Origin of the sequence: Paenibacillus sp. OAE614, from assembly GCF_040546645.1 — a bacterium.
GTDB lineage: Bacteria > Bacillota > Bacilli > Paenibacillales > Paenibacillaceae > Paenibacillus_AQ > Paenibacillus_AQ favisporus.
Map to the genome: position 1 here is coordinate 361,417 of NZ_JBEPOD010000001.1, position 15,411 is coordinate 376,827.

The 15,411-nt window shown below is 55.0% G+C and carries 16 protein-coding genes; 10 read left to right on the top strand and 6 right to left on the bottom strand.

Annotation, left to right across the window (positions count from 1 at the left end):
- Positions 1 to 54: 54 nt before the first annotated feature.
- From ABIE48_RS01875 to ABIE48_RS01900, 6 genes are all read left to right on the top strand, one after another.
- The gene (locus tag ABIE48_RS01875; RefSeq protein ID WP_354520559.1) at positions 55 to 819 is read left to right on the top strand and encodes a DMT family transporter; all 765 of its coding nucleotides are present in this window, start codon (positions 55 to 57) and stop codon (positions 817 to 819) included.
- Between the two features lie 323 nt (positions 820 to 1,142).
- Entirely contained in the window at positions 1,143 to 1,958 is an 816-nt protein-coding gene (gene cysT, locus ABIE48_RS01880; RefSeq protein WP_076173436.1) for a sulfate ABC transporter permease subunit CysT, read from the top strand.
- A complete protein-coding gene (locus ABIE48_RS01885) occupies positions 1,955 to 2,752 on the top strand; it encodes a sulfate ABC transporter permease subunit (RefSeq protein ID WP_116231956.1) in 798 nt (265 codons plus the stop codon). Before cysT ends, ABIE48_RS01885 begins: the two co-directional genes overlap by 4 nt.
- Before the next feature lies 1 nt (position 2,753).
- Positions 2,754 to 3,818 carry a sulfate/molybdate ABC transporter ATP-binding protein gene (locus ABIE48_RS01890; RefSeq protein ID WP_076173434.1) on the top strand — a complete coding sequence of 355 codons (1,065 nt, stop codon included), beginning with the start codon at positions 2,754 to 2,756 and terminating at the stop codon, positions 3,816 to 3,818.
- A gap of 214 nt (positions 3,819 to 4,032) precedes the next feature.
- The gene (locus tag ABIE48_RS01895; RefSeq protein ID WP_192716623.1) at positions 4,033 to 5,100 is read left to right on the top strand and encodes a sulfate ABC transporter substrate-binding protein; all 1,068 of its coding nucleotides are present in this window, start codon (positions 4,033 to 4,035) and stop codon (positions 5,098 to 5,100) included.
- Positions 5,101 to 5,411: 311 nt separating this feature from the next.
- Positions 5,412 to 5,681 carry a hypothetical protein gene (locus ABIE48_RS01900; protein ID WP_192716310.1) on the top strand — a complete coding sequence of 90 codons (270 nt, stop codon included), beginning with the start codon at positions 5,412 to 5,414 and terminating at the stop codon, positions 5,679 to 5,681.
- A 73-nt stretch (positions 5,682 to 5,754) separates the two neighbouring features.
- Here ABIE48_RS01900 and ABIE48_RS01905 read toward each other — a convergent pair whose 3' ends face one another.
- The gene (locus tag ABIE48_RS01905) at positions 5,755 to 7,017 is read right to left on the bottom strand and encodes an MFS transporter (protein WP_145025857.1); all 1,263 of its coding nucleotides are present in this window, start codon (positions 7,015 to 7,017) and stop codon (positions 5,755 to 5,757) included.
- A 444-nt stretch (positions 7,018 to 7,461) separates the two neighbouring features.
- Between ABIE48_RS01905 and ABIE48_RS01910 the strand changes: the two genes are divergently transcribed.
- The 3 genes from ABIE48_RS01910 (at position 7,462) to melA (ending at position 10,865) form a co-directional block, all read left to right on the top strand.
- Positions 7,462 to 8,238, top strand: coding sequence for an MBL fold metallo-hydrolase (locus ABIE48_RS01910; RefSeq protein ID WP_192716311.1), 777 nt, complete (start codon positions 7,462 to 7,464; stop codon positions 8,236 to 8,238).
- Between the two features lie 29 nt (positions 8,239 to 8,267).
- A complete protein-coding gene (locus tag ABIE48_RS01915) occupies positions 8,268 to 9,215 on the top strand; it encodes an AraC family transcriptional regulator (RefSeq protein ID WP_354518192.1) in 948 nt (315 codons plus the stop codon).
- A 141-nt stretch (positions 9,216 to 9,356) separates the two neighbouring features.
- Positions 9,357 to 10,865: an alpha-glucosidase/alpha-galactosidase gene (gene melA, locus ABIE48_RS01920; protein WP_145025853.1), complete on the top strand. Its 1,509-nt coding sequence runs from the start codon at positions 9,357 to 9,359 to the stop codon at positions 10,863 to 10,865.
- 126 nt (positions 10,866 to 10,991) lie between these two features.
- On the opposite strand, the gene ABIE48_RS01925 is transcribed toward melA, so the two are convergent.
- From ABIE48_RS01925 to ABIE48_RS01935, 3 genes are all read right to left on the bottom strand, one after another.
- A complete protein-coding gene (locus tag ABIE48_RS01925; protein WP_076173429.1) occupies positions 10,992 to 11,789 on the bottom strand; it encodes a Cof-type HAD-IIB family hydrolase in 798 nt (265 codons plus the stop codon).
- A 454-nt stretch (positions 11,790 to 12,243) separates the two neighbouring features.
- On the bottom strand, positions 12,244 to 12,531 hold the full coding sequence (locus ABIE48_RS01930) for an EamA family transporter (protein ID WP_354518194.1): 288 nt from the start codon (positions 12,529 to 12,531) through the stop codon (positions 12,244 to 12,246).
- A gap of 13 nt (positions 12,532 to 12,544) precedes the next feature.
- Positions 12,545 to 13,147: a DMT family transporter gene (locus tag ABIE48_RS01935; protein WP_354518196.1), complete on the bottom strand. Its 603-nt coding sequence runs from the start codon at positions 13,145 to 13,147 to the stop codon at positions 12,545 to 12,547.
- A gap of 175 nt (positions 13,148 to 13,322) precedes the next feature.
- Between ABIE48_RS01935 and ABIE48_RS01940 the strand changes: the two genes are divergently transcribed.
- On the top strand, positions 13,323 to 13,583 hold the full coding sequence (locus tag ABIE48_RS01940; protein ID WP_105446012.1) for a YqkE family protein: 261 nt from the start codon (positions 13,323 to 13,325) through the stop codon (positions 13,581 to 13,583).
- Between the two features lie 52 nt (positions 13,584 to 13,635).
- Here the strand turns inward: ABIE48_RS01940 and ABIE48_RS01945 are convergent, their stop codons facing one another.
- Together ABIE48_RS01945 and lplA are read right to left on the bottom strand one after the other, a co-directional pair.
- Positions 13,636 to 14,100 carry a GNAT family N-acetyltransferase gene (locus tag ABIE48_RS01945; RefSeq protein WP_192716313.1) on the bottom strand — a complete coding sequence of 155 codons (465 nt, stop codon included), beginning with the start codon at positions 14,098 to 14,100 and terminating at the stop codon, positions 13,636 to 13,638.
- Between the two features lie 187 nt (positions 14,101 to 14,287).
- Positions 14,288 to 15,289: a lipoate--protein ligase gene (lplA, locus tag ABIE48_RS01950; protein WP_192716314.1), complete on the bottom strand. Its 1,002-nt coding sequence runs from the start codon at positions 15,287 to 15,289 to the stop codon at positions 14,288 to 14,290.
- Between the last annotated feature and the right edge of the window lie 122 nt (positions 15,290 to 15,411).

The window sequence follows — 15,411 nt, forward strand, 5'->3', positions numbered from 1 at the left end:
TTCAGCTAAACGCGGTCTGTCTTCTTTGAAGGTACGTCGATAGACGTTTTTCTTATAGGCACCCGCCGATTAGTTCGGGTTACGCTGCGGGATACCGTGTATTTAATACCTTATGCTCTAGTGGGAATGCTGCTGCATCAAGTCTCCTTCTTTACGGGGCTGCGCACGGTCGATGCGACGACGGCTTCATTGATATTATCGTTATCACCGATTTGTACTGCGCTGTTTGCCCGCTTGTTTCTAAAGGAACCGTTCACGCTTCGGATGACGATGGGGTCGGTCGTCGCCTTTGCAGGTGTCTTTTTCGTTGTGGTAAATGGCGCAGGTTTTATGCTTCGCATCTCGTCCGGGATTGGATGGATGCTGATTTGCATGTTGGCATTTTCAGGGTCTGTCGTTCTCATGAAAAAGCTGACAGAGCGCATCGAACCGCTTGTGGCAACGGCTTACTCTACGATGCTGGGCTTTATTGCAGTACTCCCGGTATCGTTCTGGATCGAACCGCATGCTGAGATTCGTCCACACTATGTATGGTGGCTTGTCTTAATTGGGTCCGCGCTGCTTATCCAAGGATTATGCGCCGTCGTCTGGAACGCTCAAATTCGTCAGGTAGGTGCCGCGACCGCGTCCTTGTTTCTGAATTTGCAGCCATTTGTTGCGATGGTGTCAGGCTACTTCATTCTAGGTACGCCGATCAGCTACATGCAAGTTGCGGGTTCGGTGTTGATTATTTGCGGCGTCATCCTGGCAACCTTCCAAAGACGTTCGAAAAGAACTGCGCATGCCGATCAACTCCATATGTCCGTGGTGAAGCGATAACAGAGAGGAGTGCTGGGAATTCCATCGCAGACGGTCTCGATGAGGCAAAGGATCATCACGGTTAGACCTTGACTTTGCCCCGAAACGGGCTGAATGTTTTGAACTGAAAAATGCAGGGCCTGCACTCGTGCAGGCTCTTTTCTTTGCGGCGTAAACGGAGACTGGAAATAAATCTATTTTTGTATTGACGGTGTGAGACAGTTTTTGGTAAAGTACTGATAAGCAAAAACCAAGTAGTCAAATAGGAATAATTTAATCTATAATGGAAATCATCAATCGTCAAGCGCCGACCGGGCCGATTCCCGGAGGCAGGGAGGGGTCAAGTGAATACACTGCTGCGACATAAAGGCTGGACCTGGGGTTTTCGAAGCACCGTTCTTCTTTATTTTGTACTGTTGGTCGTGCTCCCTTTGCTGGGAGTGTATTATCATTCGTTCTCGCTGGGATGGAGCGCTTTTGCGGAAAGCGTGAAAGACCCGATCGCGTGGAAATCCGTGCTCCTTACGCTGAAATTGGCCCTTGTGGCCACGATGATTAACGTTCTGATCGGTACGATGATCGGCTGGGTGATCGTCCGCTACCGTTTTCCGGGCAGATCGCTGCTGAACAGTCTGGTGGATCTCCCGTTTGCCCTGCCGACCGCGGTCGGGGGCCTCATGATTCTGCTTCTGCTCGGACCGGGTAGCCTGATCGGCGGAGCCGCCGAAGCGCTCGGTTTCGAAATTGTTTTCCATCAGCCGGCGATCGTCATCGCCATGGTGTTCGTCACGTTTCCTTTCGTCATCCGCGCGGTGCAGCCGCTGCTGGAGGAAATCGATCCTTCCGAGGAGGAGGCGGCGCGGACGCTAGGGGCTTCGGGCACCAAAATCTTTTTCCAAGTCGTGCTGCCGTCCATGCTGCCGGGCATGCTCAGCGGTGGAATGCTGGCCTTCTCCCGGGCGCTGGCGGAGTTTGGGGCCGTCGTGCTCGTCGCAGGCAACATCCCGGGCCGGACGCTGATCGCCTCCGTGTTTATTTACGGAGAGGTTGAGAGCGACAATACCGCCGGGGCCGCCGCTGTGTCGATTCTGCTGCTGACGCTGTCTTTTGTCATACTCTGGGTCGTGAATTTTGTGCAGACGAAGGGGAAGAGAGCATGAAGAAACTGTGGATTACGCTGACTTACCTGGTCTTTTTCCTGCTGCTGATCGCTCCCCTCGGCAAAATGGTTATGGGTGCCTTTGAAGGTGGCCTCGGCGGTTTGGGTGATGCCCTGGCAAGGCCTGAGGCGCTGCACGCCCTGATGATGACGGGGCTTATCGTCGTCACCGTGACGGTGCTGAACACGCTGCTTGGCATGATGATGGCCATCTATCTCGTTCGCGGCAGCTGGATGAGCGGCGGGCTCCGGCGATTCCTGAACAGCATCGTCGACCTGCCGTATGCGGTGTCCCCTGTCATCGGGGGGCTGATGATCGTGCTTCTGCTGGGGCCGGGAAGCGCGGTGGGGGCGTTTTTCGAAGATATTGGCTTTAAAATCGTGTATGCTTTTCCGGGGATGGTCATTGCCACGCTGTTTGTCACTTTTCCGCTCATGGTGCGAGAGGTGATGCCGGTGCTGCAGGAGATCGGGGCTCAGCAGGAAGAAGCCGCCTCGACGCTGGGGGCCTACGGCTGGACGACGTTCTGGAAAGTAACCTGGCCATCGATCCGCTGGGCGGTCATATACGGTATCGTGCTGACGGTGGCGCGCTCGCTGGGTGAGTTCGGAGCGGTGCTCGTCGTATCGGGTAATATCATTAACAGGACCCAAACGGCGACGACGCTGGTATACCAGGACGTGGAAAATTTCAATGTCATTTCGGCCAACAGCGTTGCGCTGGTTCTGGCTGCTTTTTCGGTAAGTCTGCTCCTCTTGATGGAATGGGCCAAAAAAAGAAGGGAAGTGCGCTGATATGCATGTGGAAGTTCGCGGATTGAACAAGCATTTTGGTGATTTTCATGCCGTAAAGGATGTGCATTTTGGAATTGAAAAGGGCCACCTGATCGGTCTGCTCGGGCCGAGCGGCGGCGGCAAAACGTCGATTCTGCGGATGCTTGCAGGGCTGGAGACGCCGGACAGCGGGGAAATCCGCTTCCACGGAGAGCTGGTCAACGCGCTTCCGCCGCAGGAGCGGGGCATCGGCTTTGTGTTTCAGAACTACGCGCTGTTTAAGCATATGACGGTGTTCGACAATATTGCTTTCGGCCTGAAAGTGAAGAAAACGCCGAAGTCGCAGATCAAGGACCGGGTTATGGAGCTGGTCGAGCTGACCGGGCTGGCGGGCTTTGAGAAGCGCTATCCGCAGCAGCTCTCCGGCGGGCAACGTCAGCGGGTCGCTTTTGCCCGGGCGCTCGCGCCGGAACCGCAGCTGCTTCTGCTGGATGAGCCGTTTGCAGCGATCGACGCCAAGATCCGGCAGGAGCTCCGATCCTGGCTCAGGGAGCTGATCGAGCGGGTGGGCATCACGTCGATCTTCGTGACGCATGACCAGGACGAGGCAATCGAGGTAGCTGACGAAATTATGATCATTAACCAGGGACGCCTGGAGCAAAAGGGCACCCCGTGGGATATTTACAAGGAGCCGAAGACGCCGTTCGTCGCGACCTTTATTGGGGAGTCCACCGTGGTGGAGAATGCCCGCGAGCTGAAAGGCTTCGAGGAAGCTGCCGGGGGCAGCGGCACCCGGGCGCTCATCCGGCCGGAGTACATTGAAGTCGGCGGGCCCGACGAATTCCGGGTGCTGTCCGCGACGGAGGAAGGCATCGTGCGCCATCTGCATTTCCGCGGCAGCGAGTGGATGGTGGAGGTCGAAGTCGGCAGCCACAAGCTGATGACGTACCGCTCGCTGGAGAAGGATACGCTGCAGCCGGGTCAGCCGGTACGGGTGCTGGTGCACCGCGCGTACCTGTTCAACGACGAGCGCAGCTGGATCGAAGAAAACCGGCTTAAGGTGGACCCGATGCCGGTCATTATTTAAAGGGATCCGAGTATCGCTTCTTTGAAATCTCATATTTGACCTCGGAAAATACTTACTCTTAGCACGGATACTTCCGTAATTTAGAGATGACACAGCAATACCGCTTCTGTGAAGATCATCCGTATTACGATTCCAGCCTGCCCTCCGGCAGGCTGATGCGGCAAACACGGCAAGTTTCAGTCTAAAGGAGTGGCAGACGATGCGAAAGCAGACGATGCAAAATCACGATAGAAAGCCGGCACTCCGCCCGGGTCTTCTCGGTGCTCTGCTGCTGGCCTGCATTCTCGTCTTTACCGGCTGCAGCAAGGATGCTCCGGTGAATGGCACCGTAACAGCAGCGGGCGGCGACGTCACCCTGGTGATCGGCGCGTACAGCGTGGCGAAGGATGCGATGGCCGACATCCTGCCGAAGTTTCAGCAGGAATGGAGGGAGAAGACCGGGCAGACGGTCAAATTCCAGGAGTCCTATGAGGCGTCGGGAACCCAGGCGCGGGCGATTGCCGGCGGCTTTGAGGCCGACGTCACGCTGCTCGCGATGGAAGGAGACGTCGATAAGCTCGTCAGTGCAGGGCTCATCGACAAGGACTGGAAGACGAAACATCCGGATCAAGGCATGGTCACCCGGTCCATCGTCGTGCTGGGCACGCGGGAAGGGAATCCGCTGGGAATCAAGGATTTTCAGGACCTGACCAAGCCGGGGGTCAAAGTGCTGTACCCCAACCCGAAGACTTCGGGCGGGGCGCAGTGGGACATCAATGCGATTTACGGCGCAGGTCTGAAAGCTTCGGAGCAGCAGGGACACAAGGATCCGGCCGCGGCCAAAGCTTTCCTGGAGCGGGTCCACAAGAACGTGGAGTCGCTGGACAAGAGCGGCCGGGCGTCTATGGCGGCGTTCGAGTACGGCGTGGGCGACGTCATCGTCACGTACGAGAATGAGCTCCTTGCGCGCATCCAGCAGGGCGTCAAATACGACGTCGTCATTCCGGAGAACACGATTCTGATCGAGAATCCGGCCGCCGTCGTAGACGCTTTTGCCAAGAAGCACGGCACCACCAAGGTGGCCGAAGCGTTCGTGAAGTATCTGTGGAGCAAAGAAGCGCAGGAAATCTTTGCCGCACACGGCTTCCGGCCCGTCGACGACGAGGTGCTGAAGGCCAACGCTTCCAAGTACCCGGTGCCGAAAGGGCTGTTCGATATCAGCTACCTCGGCGGCTGGGCCGAGGTGCGCAGCACGCTCTACTCCAAGCGGGGTGTGTGGTACCAGGTGCTGGCGGGGATTTGAGTGGCAGAAATCGGAGCAGGGTTTAAGCAGGCGACCGCTTGGCGGGGCCTGCTTTTTTGTGTGCCAAAGGGATTGGCAGGCGGAATAGTCATGTGGGAGTAGCTGTTATGTGGGCTGATCCCGGACAAGTTGATCCGAAAACTAGAGTCTGACATTTTTATGAATAAGGGAATTGTTGGAAAAATATCTGTTCTATGCTAAAGTTAAAGGTAGAGTTAGAGTAATGATATTTTTTGACCAGTCAGAAAATAGGTTTAGACCATAGTCAGTTGGAAGTGTCCTATAAGCAAGACGGAAGGAGCGGTTATTCCATGGTAAAAGGTGTTTCGCGGTACCTGTATAGTGCAGCACTGTTTACGTTTTTGGCCGTACTCTGGATATTCTGTAGCAAGATGCTGGTCGGTTATGTGAATGAATCGGATTCGCCGATGCGGTTTGTAATTCATATGGTGGGCGTGATGCTTTTCTTCGGTGTGGTGCGCCGAGTCAAAATCAGCTTCGGCAGCGATAAAATTATCAATACGATCGGGAACATATGCTTTATTGGGGTTACCGTGGCTGCGGCGCTGACGATTTATTAGTAAGAACTAGTTACATACTGGCCCCTTCCTTTATGGGAAGGGGCTTTCTTCTTTTTTGAGTAAAGCCCGGCCATCAGCCGGGCATTTCAACGTTCATCTCCTGCTGCTGGTGCCTGCGGCTGAGCGAAGGTAGGACGGCGAGGTAATAGACGCTGACGATAAAGATGCTGGCCGCCAGGATCCAGTACAGTGCGGTGACGGATACCATGCCGGGGAAGGCGACGGCCAGAAATCCGAGCGCGATCGCCTGGCCGGTCGTGTTGAGCGGCTCGATCCAGGCGCTGACACGGCCCATGCTTTGGGGCTCGACGAGCTCCGGCAGCCATCCGCCCAGCACGACATTGATCGGTGCGAGAATCACACCGAGCAGCACCATCGTGCCCAAGTACAGCTGAATGTGGTGGAAACCGCCGGCGACCAGCGTAATGATGCCGATGAGGAACAATCCGGTGATCAGTACGCCGACTTTACCGATCTTTTTGATAAGCAGGGTGCTGATTGCGCTGCCGACCAGGTAGCCGATCCCGAGGAATACCATTACCAAAGGTGTGTATACCTCGTAGTGCTCCGGACTAAGCTTGTATTTCATCGTAAAGAGGGGCAGGATCGAAAACACGCCGTTGACGATGCCGAAGAAGAAAAAGCCGAGAATAATAGCCAGCAGCAGGCGCGAACGGACGATGTATTGAAAGCCCATGCCGAAGTCGGCGGCGATGCTTTTCAGATTCAGGTCTTTCAAGCGTACTTTGCCGTTGGGCTGGGAGACATGCTGCGGGAAACGGCATGACATGAGAAGCAGGGCCGAGATGACGAAGCTGGCCATGTCGATCAGAATGGCGCCTTCAATGCCGAGGTAATAGTAAGCTGCCGAGCCAAGACTCATGCCAAAGAGCATGAATACGCCTGAGATAGACATGTTCAGACTCGAAGCCTGCACGTACTGTTCGGGTTTCATGACCCCCTGGAGCAGGCTCATTTCGGCGGGTGCAAAAAACTTCGAGATGGCGCTGCGCAGAAATAGAAGGGCAAACGCGCCGACGATCCAGTTTTCATAAATCGCGAGCAGCAGGACCAGGGAGAGGACCGCGCGGATCCAGTCGCTGTTGACGGCGATGCGTTTGCGGTCGAGTCGGTCGGCAAGCACGCCGACGAACAGGAACACGACCAGTGTCGGCAGAGAATACATCAGCTCGGCTAACGTGGCGTATGCAGGCTGGCTGCTGAAGCGGTCGACGAGATAAAAGGCGAAAGCCATGCTGCCAACCATTGACCCAAGCTGGGACGCGAAGTTGGCCAAAAACATTTTAACAAATGTGGCATTGCGGAAAAGCTCCATGCGGGTGACCTCGTTTCTTCTAAATTTTACGGTACAAATTTGGCGAACTTGGATTTATGGACTTCTCCCAGGCACCGGGCACCCGCATTATGCGGTTCATCCGATCATCTGTGTCCGGCTTGCGCCGGTCAGGGGCAGTTTTAACAGCGGTGCCTGATGCGTCCGTCGTTCGCAGCTTTGATCTCAGTGTACTCGAATAAAGGGCCGGCAAAAATCGTCGCTGGAATGATTTTGAAGTCGGTCTCTGGACCGAGAACTCTCCGAAAGGCGAATATGGTATCATATTATAGATTGAACTCAAGTTTCGAATTGAACCCCCTGTTGTAACAGCTTATCCAAGCCCTTCAACATGAATTTCTTGAGTTCATTCTATATAGCTGTAACGAACCAGGAATATAACCACCACCCTACATACATAGGAAAAATAAGGAGATGACCGACGCAATGGACGCATTGATCTTTTTGGGAACCGGGGACGCGATGGGCGTCCCGCGCGTGTACTGCAGCTGCGAGGTATGCGAGGAGGCCCGGACGACGGGGATGAACCGGCGCTTGCGTTCTTCCGTGCTCGTCCAGGGGCAGGGGGAGGCCGACAGCTTTATTATCGATTGCGGCCCGGATTGGCGCAGCCAGATGGAAGCGATCGGGCAGCGGGCGACGGCGCGGATGCTGGTGACGCATGCGCATTTTGACCATATCGGCGGGCTGCCGGAGTGGGCGGATGAATGCCGCTGGCGGCAGGCCAAAGGGGAGCTGTATGCCCCGCAGGAGGTGCTGGACCAAATTCAGCGGCAGTTTCCATGGATCCACCGGCAGCTTCAAATGATTCCCGCTGATGCTGGAATCGAGCTTGGCGGCTGGAACATCACCACGTGGAAGGTGACGCATGGCGCGAACGGTTATGCCTATGCATACCGGCTGGAGAAGCCGGGCTTCCGCTGGGTGTACTGCTCGGACTCGATCGGTCTGAACGAGGAGGAGAAAAGGCCGCTGCACGGCCTGGATCTGCTGGTGCTCGGGACGAGCTTTTTTCATGAGACGGCGCCTTATCCCACCCGGTCCGTGTACGATATGAAGGAAGCGGCAGAGCTGCTGCAAGAGGTGAAGCCGCTGCGAACGGTCTACACCCATATGTCGCATGATATCGACCTGAACCGGTCTTATCCGCTCCCTCCGCAGGTGACGCTAGCCGTGGCCGGGATGAAGGTTGAGCTGGGCTGACCGTTAAGGGAAAAAGGAGGTTCGTATCCATGGCAAACGTCAGCGGATGGAATGGCAGCGAATTGGACGGATGGGAACCCGGCGGATTATTTCCCCAAAAGCTGATGCTGGCGGACTGCCGGCCGGAGGTGAGCGCCTACTATTTTAAAGAGTGGAACGGTTTTGACATGGCGCTGCATACCCATGACTCCTCCGAAATCATGTATGTCATAGACGGGAACTGTTCGGTCGGAGTAAAGCCGTCTGGTGAAAACGAGGCGGTCGTGCATTTGACCAAGGGCGGCTTTATCCTGCTGGACGGAACCGTTCCCCATCGTCTGCTGGTGACGGGAACCTGCCGGATGCTCAACATCGAATTCCGCTTTGTCGAGCGGGATGGGGTGCTGCCGTCGACGAAGCAGCTTGCCGAGGGAGAGGAAGCACTTGCGGCGCTGTTCCAGAACCCGGCTCCCTATGTCGTGCTTAGGGAATTTCATGACGTGCATCAGCTGCTGAAAAATCTAGTTCTGGAGCTGGACGCCGCCGAATCCGGACAGGAGCTGATGCCGCAGCTGATGCTCGCCGAGCTGCTGATCCGGATTGCCCGGCTGCATCAGGAATACGTGGAGGCCGGTCCCGATACGCAGAGCATGTACGTGCGGCAGTGCATCGAGTACCTGTATCAGAACTACGATCGCAGCATCCAGGTCAAAGACGCCGCCGAGCATGTCCGGCTTCACCCCGGGTATTTGCAGCGGGTATTCAAGCAGAAGACGGGCTTGTCGATCATGGAATACCTGAACGCCTACCGGATGGACAAAACAGCGATGCTCCTGCGGCAGACGGAAATTCCTGTGGCGGATATCGCGGATTACGTGGGGATCGGCAGCCGCCAGTATCTGCATCTGATGTTCAAAAAGCATACCGGCCAGACGCCGGTCGAGTACCGGAAGGCTTCCCGGATCGCAGGGTACGTGGATTCCCGGGATGTGCAGTAATCCAAATCCAAAAAGTGAGAATCGTTGACACTTTTCCGGCAAAGAGGTCATGAATTTGATAACGTTTTCCCAGAAAGGGTTGCTACAATACCTGTATCAGGGTGAACCTGGCGACTATTCTTAAGGGAGGCGGTTTTTGCCGTGTCATTTAAAATTGCTTTTATCGGGGCGGGAAGCATTGGCTTTACCCGTGGACTGCTGCGCGACCTGTTGTCCGTTCCGGAATTTCATAACGTGGAAGTTGCTTTTACGGACATCAATCCGCATAACCTGGACATGGTAACCGAGCTGTGCCAGCGGGACATTCGGGAGAACGGGCTGGACATTAACATTCACGCGACGACGAACCGTCGCGAGGCGTTAAAGGATGCCAAATATGTTATCTGTACGATCCGCGTTGGCGGCTTGGAGGCGTTCGCGACGGATGTGGACATCCCGCTCAAATACGGCGTCGATCAATGCGTGGGCGACACGCTGTGCGCAGGCGGCATCATGTACGGACAGCGCGGCATCGCCGAGATGCTGAACATCTGCAAGGACATCCGCGAAATGGCGTCCGAGGACGTGCTGCTGCTGAACTACGCCAATCCGATGGCGATGCTCACGTGGGCCTGCAACAAGTACGGCGGGGTCCGCACGGTCGGACTGTGCCATGGGGTGCAGGGCGGCCACTGGCAGATTGCGGAAGCTTTTGGCCTGAAGCAGGAGGAAGTGGATATCATCTGCGCGGGCATCAACCATCAGACGTGGTATATCCAGATCCGCCATAATGGGGAGGACCTGACCGGCAAGCTGCTGGAAGCGTTCGAGAAGCATCCAGATTTCAGCCGGACGGAGAAGGTACGGATCGACATGCTGCGCCGCTTCGGCTATTACAGCACGGAATCGAACGGACATCTCAGCGAGTATGTTCCGTGGTACCGCAAGCGGGCGGACGAAATCAACGACTGGATCGACCTCGGCAGCTGGATCAACGGGGAGACCGGAGGATACCTTCGCGTCTGCACGGAAGGGCGCAACTGGTTTGAGACCGATTTTCCCAACTGGATGAAGGAGAAGCCGTTCGAATACAAGCAGGACCAGCGCAGCCATGAGCACGGATCCTACATTATCGAAGGATTGGAGACGGGGCGGGTGTACCGTGGGCATTTCAACGTGGTCAACAACGGAGTGATCACCAATCTGCCGGATGACGCGATCATCGAGGCTCCGGGATACGTCGACCGTAACGGTATCTCCATGCCGATGGTTGGGGATCTGCCGCTCGGACCGGCGGCAGTCTGCAATGCGAGCATTTCTGTGCAGCGGCTGGCAGTGGAAGCGGCCGTGCACGGCGACGACAAGCTGCTTCGCCAGGCATTCATGATGGACCCGCTGGTCGGCGCGGTGTGCAATCCGAAGGAAATTTGGCAGATGGTCGACGAAATGCTCGTGGCGCAGGAGCAGTGGCTGCCGCAATACGGGGATGCCATCGCTGAGGCGTCGGTACGGCTGGCTTCCGGCAACCTGATTCCAACCCGGGAAGGATACCGCGGCGCGGCACGCCTCAAGGTGAAGACCGTGGAGGAAATGCAGCAGGACCGGGAAGCCGCCAACAAAAATGCCGGCGAGTCGGATAAAGGCAAGGACCGGGCCAAAGCGGTTCAGTAAACGGTAAACCAGCAGCCGGGAAAATATTAGCCGGCAAACAAAAAGACAGCTTGCGAACTAGGATCGGTGATCCTGATTCGCGGCTGTCTTTTTTAAATCTTGCGTATCGCTAAATATTCGACCGAATTAAACGTTCAGCACGAACTTCTCGATCGCGGCCTTCACGCCTTCGTCGTTGTTGCTTAACGTTACGTAGTTCGCAATGTCCTTCAGCGCCGGGATGGCGTTGCCCATCGCAATGCCTAGGCCTGCCGCTTCGAGCATCTCATGATCGTTCCAGGAATCGCCGATGGCGATCGTCTCGGACATGTCGCAGCCAAAGTGGCTGGCGAGGAAGGTGAGGGCATGGCCTTTGGTGCCTTCGCGGTGCATGATTTCGAGGAAGTGCGGCTTCGATTTGGTGATGTGCACTTCGTCTCCCAGCAGGTCGCGCAGAATCGGGATCAGCTGATCCAGGTAGGCCGGATCGTCGATGATGAGCATCTTCGGCGTCTTCTGGGCGATCAGCTTTTCAAAATCCGGCTCGATATAGTAAGGCGTGCGGTTCAGCTCGCTGTAATCCTTCAGCTTCTGGTTCTCTTCACGGGCGTACAGCTTGTCGTCGATATAAACCTGCAGGTGAAGGTTATGCTCGATGCAGTATTGGAACAGCTTGTAGCCCGCATCCTTTGGCACGTAGCGCTCGTAAAGGACTTTTTCGTCCATCAGGTTTTTGACCAGTGCTCCTTGGTACGTAATGATCGGCACGTTCAGCCCGGTTTGGCGGGCAATGGCTTGGGCAGAGGCATAGGCCCGGCCCGTGGCCAGCGTGACGACTACGTCTTTGGCGACCGCCTGCTCCAGCGCCTGCTGGGTGCCCGGGGTCACCTCTTTATCGTCGTTAATCAGAGTATCGTCGATGTCGATCGCGATCAATTTGTACATGGTTCTCTCTCCTTTAATCATGGCGAACCTCTCTGCCTATAAGGGCGCTGAAATGCTCGTCCATGTTCTCTCTACCGCAGGATGGGTATTTCTCTAAACGTTCCTGCACAGTATGGCTCTTATCTAGATAATAGAATCTATCGTTTTCAGCGAAGCTGAAGCATTCTATTATCGCAAGAAAAGTTTCCACTAAAAGCGGTCTGTCTTCTGTGGATTACATCGATCATACTTTTCTTTAGAGATCAGAAAGTCCAACCTCTATTGGGAAAAGCATCTTGATCTCGCAAGAAAAGTTTCCACTGAAAGCGGTCTGTCTTCTGTGGGTTACATCGATCATACTTTTCTTTAGAGATCAGAAAATCCAACCTCTATTGGGAAAAGCATCTTGATCTCGCAAGAAAAATTTCCACTAAAAGCGGTCTGTCTTCTGTGGATTACATCGATCATACTTTTCTTATTGTACCTCACGCGGGGCAGATTTCAATTCCGCGAGGATCATTCCGACAAAAATACAAATACATCCCAGTCCCGCCGCGGCGCCCAGCACCTCTCCGCCGAAGGTGACGCCCGTCAATGCCGCAAAGACCGGTTCCATGGCAAAAATGACGGCAACCCGCGACGGGTTCGTATATTTCTGGCACACGGTCTGGATCCAAAAGGCGAACGCGCTGGTCGGACCAATCGACACCAGGAGCGCCCAGATCACTTCCGGCTTCAGCAGACGATCCGCTACCTGCGTCAACGGGCCCACATTCTCAAATAACAACGAGGAGAGGAGGCTGAGCAGCCCGACAACCCGCCATCTGCATCGCAGCCAGGGGCAGCGCGGAATATCGCGGCGCAAACACGCCCGTATACGCCACATGCAGAGCGAACGCCACCGCGCACAGGAAGATGAGAAAGTCGCCTTTGTTCAGCGTCAGGGCGGTGCCGGCGAAAGCCAGCAGGTACAAGCCGGCGGCGGCCAGCAGCGCGCTGATCCACGTATAGCGGGATATGGGGCTTTTCAGCAGCAGGAGCGCCAAAAACGGAACAAACACGACGGACAAGCCCGTAATAAAACCGGCGTTCGAAGTGGTCGTGTACAGCAGCCCCACCGTTTGAAAGGCATAGCCCAGAAACAAAAAAAGGCCCAGCAGGCACGAGTGGAGCAGCATTTTGCCGGAAATGTCCCGCCACTGGCTGCGGTAGAAGAACGTAATGATCAGGGCCAGCAGCACAGCCGCACCCAAGAAGCGAATGCCGTTGAAGGCAAGGGGAGGCAGGACCCGGACCGCATGCTGCACGATCAAAAAGGTACATCCCCACATCATCGCCACGATGAGCAGGCTGAGGTCGGCAATACGGGAGCGGTTCAAATGAAGTCATTCCTTTCACGGTTCGTACGATCGGCCTGTGCAAAACAGGCAAGCGACCAAATTGTAACGTAAAACCCGAGTGAGAACAAGGATCAAAAAGGCACGAAGGGCGGGTTCAGGGCATGACGGAGCCTGGGAAACCTGCTATAATGTGGGTGGAAACGGAGATGATACGATGGCTAAGAAGAACCGAAACCAAGCCCCGAGCAAGCCGCAAGTCTCGGATAAACCGGCGACGCTGAAGGATCTCCTGAGCAGCGAGGTGCTGGATAAGCTGAAGCAGCAGTCCAACGAGCTGAAGGCGGAGCAGCAGAAGCAGAAGGAAGAGCAGGAGAGACAAGCGGCCGAAGCGCGCAAAGCGGAACAGAAGCGCCTGGATAACGATTTTGAACATCTGCTGGAGAACAGCAGCATGGACTGGCGTAAATATAAATGAGAAAATGATATCTATAAGAAAAGCTGCCGGTTAGCGGCAGCTTTTTGTGTGCTTATTTTTCACTGTCCATATTTAGCTTCTTTTCGAATAAAATGTAATCCTGCCCGGGACCTGCATAGTCTTTGGCCATCGTCAGCTTAAAGCCCATGCGGGCGTGAAATTTCATGGACGTTTCGTTCACAGCTGAGGTAATGCAGCGCACCGTGTCGCAGCCGAGCTGAAGAACTTTTTCAAAAAACAGCTCATACAGCGTCCGGGCCGTACCCTGCTTGCGGTAATCCGGATGGACGCCGACAAAATGGATATACGCCTCGTTCGGATGCGTCTGGGACTGGAAACCGATCAGGAAGGCCACAAGCTTCCCACTCTCTTTTTCCTCCATCACAAAACTGGTATTTTGAAAATGCTCGAAAAACAGCTTCGGCAGCAGATGCGTCATTTGGCGCCCGCCCCACCAGTCGTTGACGACCGGGATCACGCGGTCATAGTCGGCTTCAAGGATCGGCCTGATTTCCATGGAAAAACCTTACCTCCGTTCATGTGAGCCTGAGCGGTGAGTGAAAGACACCCGTCTGCAAGCTTTTGCAGCCGATTATACCATAGGATGAGAGGGTTCGAGCGATAAAAAAGAGAGGTCCATGGAATTCACGGGGCCTCTCTTTGCTGTATGTCACTATTACCATAAGGACGAATTCCGGGGCTGACTATTCTTCCAAAAAAATCAAACCGATCAGGTCGTCCATCACGATGTTGCCAAAATAGTGCTTCACGTCGATGTCCGCGAGGGCTTCCCGGACTTCGGACTCTTCGTAACGCTTGCCGCGCAGACGGTCCTCAATATCCGCCACATCGCCAACGCCGAAAAAGTCGCCGTATATTTTAATATCCTGAATCCGTGCGTCCTTGATGTCCATCCGGATGTCGATGATGCCGACCGGGAACCGCTTCGTGTGCTTGACGTTGGATTGCGGAGACTGGCCGTAATTCCATTCCCAGTTCTGGTATCGGTCCTTGGAAATTTGGTTGATGATCTCCCAATCGGCTTCCGTCAGCTTGTACTGCGGCACTTCGTTTGGTTCCATGCCAAAAATGTAGCGGAGCAGCTCGGAGCGGAACTCCTCGATCGTCATCTTTTGGTTCATCAGATCACTGATGTTAGCGACGCGGCTGCGTACGGACTTGGTGCTCTTCGACTTGAATTTCTCCGGATTGGCGTTCAGGGAAGCCTGAACATCGTCCAGATTCAGGTTAAACATGAGCGTGCCATGGCTGAACATCCGGCCCCGGGTTGAGAATTGGGCGTTACCTGAAATCTTTTGCTCGCCGACCTGCAGGTCATTGCGTCCGCTCAGCTCCGCGTTGACACCCATATGGTGCAGCGCGTCGATGACCGGCTGGGTAAACTTCAGGAAATTGTGGAACGATTCCCCGTCGTCTTTGGTAATGAAGCTGAAGTTGAGGTTGCCGAGGTCGTGGTACACCGCACCGCCGCCGGAGAGCCGGCGAACGACCTTGATATTGTTGTCTTTCACGTATTCCTGGTTGATCTCCTCGATCGTGTTCTGATGTTTACCGATGATGATCGAAGGACGGTTAATGTAAAACAGCAGGTAGCTGTCGTCCATGGGCAGATGTTTGAGGGCGAATTCTTCAATCGCCAGATTGACGGCAGGGTCGGTAATTCCCTGGTTATCGATAAACAGCATATTTGATTCCTCCGTTAAAAGGCCTTAATTAATTCGGTTCCTCGTCTATTGTAAACCAATTGCGGACAAGAAACAAAAGCGAAAACCGAATTGACGCGCAGCGAAATTTGACGCCATAATGG

Excerpts from the sequence above, each read along its gene's own strand:
- ABIE48_RS01885 (WP_116231956.1), top strand. The coding sequence starts at position 1,955 with ATGAAGAAACTGTGGATTACGCTGACTTACCTGGTCTTTTTCCTGCTG.
- ABIE48_RS01890 (WP_076173434.1), top strand. The coding sequence starts at position 2,754 with ATGCATGTGGAAGTTCGCGGATTGAACAAGCATTTTGGTGATTTTCAT.
- ABIE48_RS01895 (WP_192716623.1), top strand. The coding sequence starts at position 4,033 with ATGCAAAATCACGATAGAAAGCCGGCACTCCGCCCGGGTCTTCTCGGT.
- ABIE48_RS01900 (WP_192716310.1), top strand. The coding sequence starts at position 5,412 with ATGGTAAAAGGTGTTTCGCGGTACCTGTATAGTGCAGCACTGTTTACG.
- ABIE48_RS01905 (WP_145025857.1), bottom strand. The coding sequence starts at position 7,017 with ATGGAGCTTTTCCGCAATGCCACATTTGTTAAAATGTTTTTGGCCAAC.
- ABIE48_RS01910 (WP_192716311.1), top strand. The coding sequence starts at position 7,462 with ATGGACGCATTGATCTTTTTGGGAACCGGGGACGCGATGGGCGTCCCG.
- ABIE48_RS01915 (WP_354518192.1), top strand. The coding sequence starts at position 8,268 with ATGGCAAACGTCAGCGGATGGAATGGCAGCGAATTGGACGGATGGGAA.
- ABIE48_RS01925 (WP_076173429.1), bottom strand. The coding sequence starts at position 11,789 with ATGTACAAATTGATCGCGATCGACATCGACGATACTCTGATTAACGAC.
- ABIE48_RS01940 (WP_105446012.1), top strand. The coding sequence starts at position 13,323 with ATGGCTAAGAAGAACCGAAACCAAGCCCCGAGCAAGCCGCAAGTCTCG.
- ABIE48_RS01945 (WP_192716313.1), bottom strand. The coding sequence starts at position 14,100 with ATGGAAATCAGGCCGATCCTTGAAGCCGACTATGACCGCGTGATCCCG.
- lplA (WP_192716314.1), bottom strand. The coding sequence starts at position 15,289 with ATGCTGTTTATCGATAACCAGGGAATTACCGACCCTGCCGTCAATCTG.